This is a genomic window from Amycolatopsis sp. NPDC051045 (genome assembly GCF_040682955.1).
Taxonomy (GTDB): Bacteria; Actinomycetota; Actinomycetes; order Mycobacteriales; family Pseudonocardiaceae; genus Amycolatopsis.
Genome location: NZ_JBFBCC010000011.1, coordinates 116270 through 122639, shown reverse-complemented (window position 1 = coordinate 122639; position 6370 = coordinate 116270). Strand labels below are relative to the sequence as shown.

Annotated in this window: 7 protein-coding genes; 1 reads left to right on the top strand and 6 read right to left on the bottom strand. The window is 70.8% G+C overall.

Annotated elements, in window-relative coordinates; translation table 11 throughout:
• Window positions 1-137: 137 nt before the first annotated feature.
• The gene (locus tag AB0M80_RS25740) at window positions 138-1169 is read right to left on the bottom strand and encodes a GDP-mannose 4,6-dehydratase (RefSeq protein ID WP_364569709.1); all 1032 of its coding nucleotides are present in this window, start codon (window positions 1167-1169) and stop codon (window positions 138-140) included.
• A gap of 194 nt (window positions 1170-1363) precedes the next feature.
• Between AB0M80_RS25740 and AB0M80_RS25735 the strand changes: the two genes are divergently transcribed.
• Window positions 1364-2419: a DegT/DnrJ/EryC1/StrS family aminotransferase gene (locus AB0M80_RS25735; RefSeq protein WP_364569706.1), complete on the top strand. Its 1056-nt coding sequence runs from the start codon at window positions 1364-1366 to the stop codon at window positions 2417-2419.
• A gap of 110 nt (window positions 2420-2529) precedes the next feature.
• Here AB0M80_RS25735 and AB0M80_RS25730 read toward each other — a convergent pair whose 3' ends face one another.
• From AB0M80_RS25730 to AB0M80_RS25710, 5 genes are read right to left on the bottom strand one after another with little or no spacing between them, the layout of a single operon-like run.
• Entirely contained in the window at window positions 2530-2814 is a 285-nt protein-coding gene (locus tag AB0M80_RS25730) for an HPr family phosphocarrier protein (RefSeq protein ID WP_364569703.1), read from the bottom strand.
• 24 nt (window positions 2815-2838) lie between these two features.
• The gene (gene ptsP / locus AB0M80_RS25725; RefSeq protein ID WP_364569701.1) at window positions 2839-4506 is read right to left on the bottom strand and encodes a phosphoenolpyruvate--protein phosphotransferase; all 1668 of its coding nucleotides are present in this window, start codon (window positions 4504-4506) and stop codon (window positions 2839-2841) included.
• A gap of 34 nt (window positions 4507-4540) precedes the next feature.
• Complete coding sequence (locus AB0M80_RS25720) at window positions 4541-5596, bottom strand: zinc-dependent dehydrogenase (RefSeq protein WP_364569698.1); 1056 nt, start codon at window positions 5594-5596, stop codon at window positions 4541-4543.
• Window positions 5593-6048, bottom strand: coding sequence for a PTS sugar transporter subunit IIA (locus AB0M80_RS25715; RefSeq protein ID WP_364569696.1), 456 nt, complete (start codon window positions 6046-6048; stop codon window positions 5593-5595). Before AB0M80_RS25715 ends, AB0M80_RS25720 begins: the two co-directional genes overlap by 4 nt.
• Window positions 6038-6346 (bottom strand): PTS lactose transporter subunit IIB, encoded by a 309-nt coding sequence (locus AB0M80_RS25710; protein ID WP_103355917.1) that lies wholly within the window; start codon window positions 6344-6346, stop codon window positions 6038-6040. The genes AB0M80_RS25715 and AB0M80_RS25710 overlap by 11 nt, the downstream gene beginning before the upstream one ends.
• Window positions 6347-6370: the final 24 nt, after the last annotated feature.

The window sequence follows — 6370 nt, the reverse complement described above, 5'->3', positions numbered from 1 at the left end:
AATCAGCAACCCATCCCGACACGACGGCGAGCGGTGCGCCCCGGTGACGGCTGCTGCTCCGGCAACCCGGCGCCCGGCGGCGTGGCCACCCGGGGCGCGAATGTCTTTTGGTTTCCCTCGCGGGAGGAAGCGCCCGGCTACCAGACGGCGGCCGTCAGCGCCTCGCCCAGGTCCAGCTCACGGCTGGACTGGGTCAGGTCGGACTCGACCATCATCCGCATCAGTTCTTCGAACGACACGGTCGGTTTCCAGCCCAGGCCGGTGCGGGCGAGCGTCGCGTCGGCGCAGAGCACCTCGACCTCGGCCGGGCGCACCAGGCTCGGGTCGACGACGACGTGGTCGCGCCAGTCGAGCCCGACCGAGGCGAACGCGATCTCGGCCGCCTCGCGGACGGTGTGCATCCGGCCGGTGCCGATGACGTAGTCGATGGGTTCGTCCTGCTGGAGCATGAGGTGCATCGCGCGCACGTAGTCGCCGGCGAACCCCCAGTCGCGGACCGCGTCGAGGTTGCCCAGCCGCAGCTCGTCCTGCACCCCGAGCTTGATCCGCGCGACCGCGCTGGAGATCTTGCGGGTGACGAACTCCATCCCCCGCCGCGGCGACTCGTGGTTGAACAGGATGCCCGAGACGCCGAACATCCCGTACGACTCGCGGTAGTTGCGGGTGATGTAGTGCCCGTAGGCCTTCGCCACGCCGTAGGGGCTGCGCGGGTGCAGGAACGTCCGCTCGTTCTGCGGGGTTTCCGCGGCCTTGCCGAACATCTCCGACGAGGACGCCTGGTAGAAGCGGATCTGGCCGCCCGGCGCCGGGCGGGACTTGTCGAGCCCGCAGACCATCCGGATCGCCTCGAGCACCCGCAGCGCGCCCATGCCGTTGACGTCCGAGGTCAGCTCGGCCTGCTGCCACGACATCGGCACGAACGAGATCGCGCCCAGGTTGTAGATCTCGTCGGGCTGCACCAGGTCCACCGCCGCGACCAGGCTCGCCTGGTCGAGCAGGTCGCCGTGCACGAAGCTCAGCTCCGTGGCCAGCCTGCTGACGCGCAGCTTGCGCGGATTGGCCTGGCCGCGCACCAGGCCCCACACCTGGTAACCCAGCTTCAGCAGGTACTCGGCCAGGTAGGAGCCGTCCTGCCCCGTGATGCCCGTGATCAAAGCTCGTTTCGTCATGGTTCTCCCACATCCACCGGCCGGCTGTGCCCACGGCTAACCGAGATTGCCGCTGATCGGGTCCATTGGACGCCCCGCCGACTCGGGAAATCATTGGACAATCCCGGTGTTCCGCAGCGATCACTGGTGTTTTCCCGTCGCGGGTGGGCCCATCCTGGGGCTTTCCTCCCATCCCCGAAGCGAGCGAGGAACCGATGGCCTTTGCCTACCCCGTGTCCCAGCCGTACCTGACCGGCCGGGAGCGCGAATACGTGACCGAAGCGGTCGGCACGGGCTGGATCTCCGCGCAGGGTCCGTTCGTCCCGCGGTTCGAAGCCGCGTTCGCCGCGTGGAACGGCCAGGCGCACGGCGTCGCGTGCTCGTCCGGCACGGCGGCGCTGACGCTCGCGCTGCGCGCACTGGGCATCGGCCCGGGCGACGAGGTCCTGGTGCCCGAGTGCACCTTCGTCGCTTCGGCGTGGGCGGTCACCTACACCGGCGCGACACCGGTGTTCGTGGACTGCCGCGACGACCTCACGATCGACCCGGTTCCGGCCGAGGCGGCGATCACGCCCCGCACCAAGGCGATCATGCCGGTCCACGTGCACGGCCGCCGCTGCGACATGGACGCCGTCATGGAGCTGGCCTTCGAGTACAACCTGCGGGTGGTCGAGGACACCGCGGAGGCGCACGGGGTCCGCCCGGTCGGGGACATCGCCTGCTTTTCGCTCTACGCCAACAAGATCGTGACGGCCGGCGAGGGCGGGATCTGCCTGACCGACGACCCGCGGCTGGCCGCCCAGATGGCCCACCTGCGCGGGTTCGCGACCGGCAAGGCCCACGACTTCGTGCACAAGAACCTGGCCTACAACTTCCGGATGACCAACCTGCAGGCCGCCGTGGCGCTCGCGCAGGTCGAGAAGCTCGACGAGATCCTGGAGCTGCGCGCCCAGGTCGAGAAGCGCTACGACGAGCGCCTGGACTTCCCCGGGATCACGCGCATGCCCGGCCGCGACGTCCTGTGGATGTACGACGTGCTGGCCGAGGACCGCGACGAGCTGAAGGCCCACCTGGCCGCGGCGGGCATCGAGACGCGGGTGTTCTTCCCCCCGATGAGCCGCCAGCCGATGTACCTCGATCCGTCGTGGCCGGAGCTGAACGCGGCGAAGTTCTCGGCCGCCGGCCTGTGCCTGCCGACGCACACCGGACTGTCCGAAGCGGACCAGGACTTCATCGCGGCCCGCGTCGCGGAGTTCTACGGAGTGCGCTGAACCCGCGAAGAAGCGCCCACCGGGGTGGTGGGCGCTTCTCGGGTGGGGCTCCGGCGAGCCGCCCGTACAGTGAACGGACGGCCCGCCGGAAGTCGAAGGGTCCGGCTGCGTCAGCCGGCCGGCTGCTCCGCCGAGTCGAGGTCGCGGGCCAGCAGCTCCGCCACCTCCGCCAGCGCCTCCTCGGCGCCTTCGCCTTCCGCGGTCAGCAGCACCTCTTCGCCGCCGCGGACGCCGAGGGCCATCACCCCGAGGATGCTGCCCGCGTCGACCAGCTGGTTCTCGTCGCGGCCGATCTTCACCGGGACCGGCAGGCGGCCCGCCAGCTCGACGAGCAGCTTCGCCGGCCGCGCGTGCAGCCCGACGGGCGAGCCGATCACCACTTTCCTACTGGACATCAGGAACTTCCCATCTCGTGATCGCTAGTCGACCGACCGGGCCGAGAACTCTTCGACGACCTTGCGCGCCGACGGCACGTCCGGTGCCGTCAGCACCTCCCCGGCCAGGATTTCGCACTGCTCCAACGTGTAGTCCTTCAACGCGGCCCGCACCGCCGGGACCGCGGACACCGACATCGACAGGCTGGTGATGCCGAGCCCGGCGAACACCGGCGCCAGGCCGGGGTCGCTCGCCGCCTCGCCGCAGATACCGGCGCTCTTGCCGGCCTCCTTCGCCGCCGCGGCGACGGTGGCCACCAGGGCCAGCAGCGCCGGCTGCCACGGGTCCAGCAGCTCCCCCAGTTCGCCGAGCATGCGGTCGGCGGCGTAGGTGTACTGCGAGAGGTCGTTGGTGCCGATGCTGACGAAGTCGACTTCCGCGAGGATGTCCCGCGCCCGGATCGCCGCGGCCGGCACCTCGATCATCACGCCGGTCTTGGTGATCCCGTGTTCCCGGGCCAGGTCGCGGAACGCCGCCGCCTCCGCGGGAGTGGCGATCATCGGCGCCATCACCCGCACGTCCGCGTCGTGATCGCCCGCCGCGAGGCTGATCGCCTCCAGCTGCGCGGTGAGCAGACCCGGGTTGCGGACGCCGACGCGGTACCCGCGCACCCCCAGAGCCGGGTTCGGCTCGTCTTCGGTGTTGGCGAACGGGATGTACTTGTCGGCCCCGGCGTCGAGCGTGCGGATGACGACCGGCCGGCCGCCGAACCCGCGCAGCACCTCGCCGTACGCCGCCCGCTGCTCCTCGACCGTCGGGGCCTCCGTGCGGTCCAGGAACAGGAACTCGGTGCGGAACAGCCCGACCCCTTCGGCGTCGGCCGCGGCGTCCGACTCCGCCCCGCCGGCGCTGCCGACGTTGAGCAGGAGCTTGACCGGGTGACCGTCCGCCGTGGCACCGGGACCGCTGTGCGCCGCGAGCTTTTCCTTCAGTGAAGCCGATTCCGCTTCGATCCGGCGGACGTACTCGTCGTCCGGGTCGACGGCGACGGTGCCGCGCGTGCCGTCGACCGCGATCCTCGTGCCGTCCGCCAGGCCCGCGGCGCCGGCGCAGCCGACCACCGCGGGGATCCCCAGCGCCCGGGCGACGATCGCCGTGTGGCTGGTCGGCCCGCCCTTCTCGGTGACGATGCCGAGCACCTTCGCCGGGTCGAGCAGGACCGTGTCGGCCGGCGCGATGTCCTGGCCGACGAGGACGAACGCCCCGTCGACCGCCGGGATGCCCGGCTGGGCCAGGCCCAGCGCGGCGGCGATCGCGCGGTCGCGGATGTCGATCAGGTCCGCCGCCCGCTCGCCGAGGTAACCACCGATGGCCTCGAGCGCGGCCACGTGCTTGCCGAACGCGTCGCGGATCGCCCAGGCCGCGGGGCGGCCGCCGGCCACCCCGTCGGCGACGCCGGTCCGCAGCGACGGGTCCTGCGCCATCATGATCTGGGTGTCCATGATGGACTTCGACTCGCCCGACACCGAAGCCGCGCGCTTCTCCAGGTCCGCCACCGCCGCGTCGAGCGCTTCGGTCGCCGCCGCCAGCTCCGCTTCGGGAGCCGCCGGGGCGTCCCAGTGCTCCGGCAGCACCGGGGGCGGCGTCAGCCGCACCACCGGGCCGGCGGCCGCGCCCGGGCTCGCCGGGTTGCCGCGCAGTTCGTCAACCACCGTTGGTCGCCTCCTCAAATCCGCGCCGCACCGCCTACGCGGAGACGGTGCCCGGCTCGATCGTCACCTTGATCGCCTCGCCGCTGCTGACGATGTCGATCGCCTTCAGCACGTCCGACAGCGGCAGGTGGTGGGTGATCAGGTCGTCGACCGGGACCTTGCCCGACGAGATCAGCTCCAGCGCCTGGCGGTTGTGGTCGGGGCTGGACCCGTTGGCGCCGTAGATGGTCAGCTCCCGGTAGTGCACCAGGTTCGAGTCGCACGCGATGATCGGGTTGTCCTTCGGCAGGCCGCCGAAGAAGCTGATCCGGCCGCGGCGCGCGGTCATCTTCAGCGCGTCCTCCTGCGCCTTGCCCGCCGCCGCGGCCGTGATGACCACGTCGGCGCCGTCGCCGCCGGTGAGCTCGAGGACCTTCTCGACCACGTCGACCTCGCTGCCGCAGATCGCGGCGTCCGGCTTGACGAGCTCGGCCGCGAGGTCCAGCCGGTTGCGGTTGAGCTCGACCAGGTAGACCGCGGCCGCGCCCTTGGCGCGGGCCAGCCGCACGTGCAGGCAGCCGATCGGGCCGGCGCCGACGACCACGACGACGTCACCCTCGCCGACCTGCGCGAAGTTCTGTCCGTTGAGGACGCACGCGAGCGGCTCGGCCACCGAGGCCTCGGCGTAGCTGACGCCGTCGGGGATCCGGTTGACGCCGTCGACCTTGAGGACCTGCTTCGGCACGATCATGTACTCGGCGAACCCGCCGTCGAAGTGGTAGCCCATCGACAGCTGGTTCGGGCAGACCTGCTGCAGCCCCTTGCGGCACTGCTTGCACTCGCCGCACGGGATGGCCGCGATGACCTGGACCCGGTCGCCGGGCGCCCAGCCGGACACGCCGGCCCCGGTTTCCACGACTTCGCCGGCGATCTCGTGCCCGATCACGCGCGGCGGGTCGATGTGGTGGTGCCCGTGCCGGAAGATCTTCAGGTCCGTGCCGCACGTCGACGTGTTGTGCACCCGGATCTTGATCTCGTCCGGGCCGGGGTTCGGCTCGTCCGCGTCCTCGACCCGCAGGTCGCCCGGCGCGTAGAAACGTGCCACCTTCATCGGGAAAACTCCTCGTCCACTTCGTTCAACAGTCGCAGGATCGTTTCGGCGTCCGGTGCCTCGCGCAGTTGCTTGACCTGTTCGGAATCCATCAGGATCCGGGCCAGCGAGGACAGGATCCCGACCTGCTCCGAACCCTTGGCCGCGATGCCGACGCAGAGCCGGACGTCGTTGCCGTCCCAGTCGACCCCGGCGGGGAACTGGAGGATCGCCAGCGCGGTGCGCTTGACGAACTTGCGGGACTCGTCGGTGCCGTGCGGGATCGCGACGCCCTCGCCGAGGTAGGTCGACACGGACTTTTCGCGTTCGTGCATCGCGTCGAGGTACCCCGGCTCCACCGCCCCCAGTTCGAGGAGCTTCCGCCCGACCTGGGTGATCGCGTCCGCCTGGTCGGGGGCGGTGCAGCCGATGAGCACGGACTCGGCGCCGAGGATGGTCGCGTCAGTCGGCAAGGGAACCGCCGTCCCGGATCGCCTGCTCGACGCGGTCGAAGACCGGGTCGCCGAGGAAGCTCTGGAAGCCCAGGATCACCGCGGTGCCGTTGGCCTTGCGCGCCCGGCTGACCAGGGTGGACTGGCACAGCACGACCTGCGCGTCCCCCGGGATCTCGTTGACCGGCGTGTGCTCGACCTTCACCGAGTACGGCTTCAGCCGCTTGGCCAGCTGGGAGGCGACCATCACGCTGCTGCCCATGCCGGCGTCGCAGGCGATGATGACCTTCTTGACTTCCTTGCCTTCGATGCTGCTCATTCCCGTGCTTCCTTCCTTCGATCG

Coding starts and splice junctions, on each gene's coding strand:
- AB0M80_RS25740 (WP_364569709.1), bottom strand. CDS start 1,169: ATGACGAAACGAGCTTTGATCACGGGCATCACGGGGCAGGACGGCTCC.
- AB0M80_RS25735 (WP_364569706.1), top strand. CDS start 1,364: ATGGCCTTTGCCTACCCCGTGTCCCAGCCGTACCTGACCGGCCGGGAG.
- AB0M80_RS25730 (WP_364569703.1), bottom strand. CDS start 2,814: ATGTCCAGTAGGAAAGTGGTGATCGGCTCGCCCGTCGGGCTGCACGCG.
- AB0M80_RS25720 (WP_364569698.1), bottom strand. CDS start 5,596: ATGAAGGTGGCACGTTTCTACGCGCCGGGCGACCTGCGGGTCGAGGAC.
- AB0M80_RS25710 (WP_103355917.1), bottom strand. CDS start 6,346: ATGAGCAGCATCGAAGGCAAGGAAGTCAAGAAGGTCATCATCGCCTGC.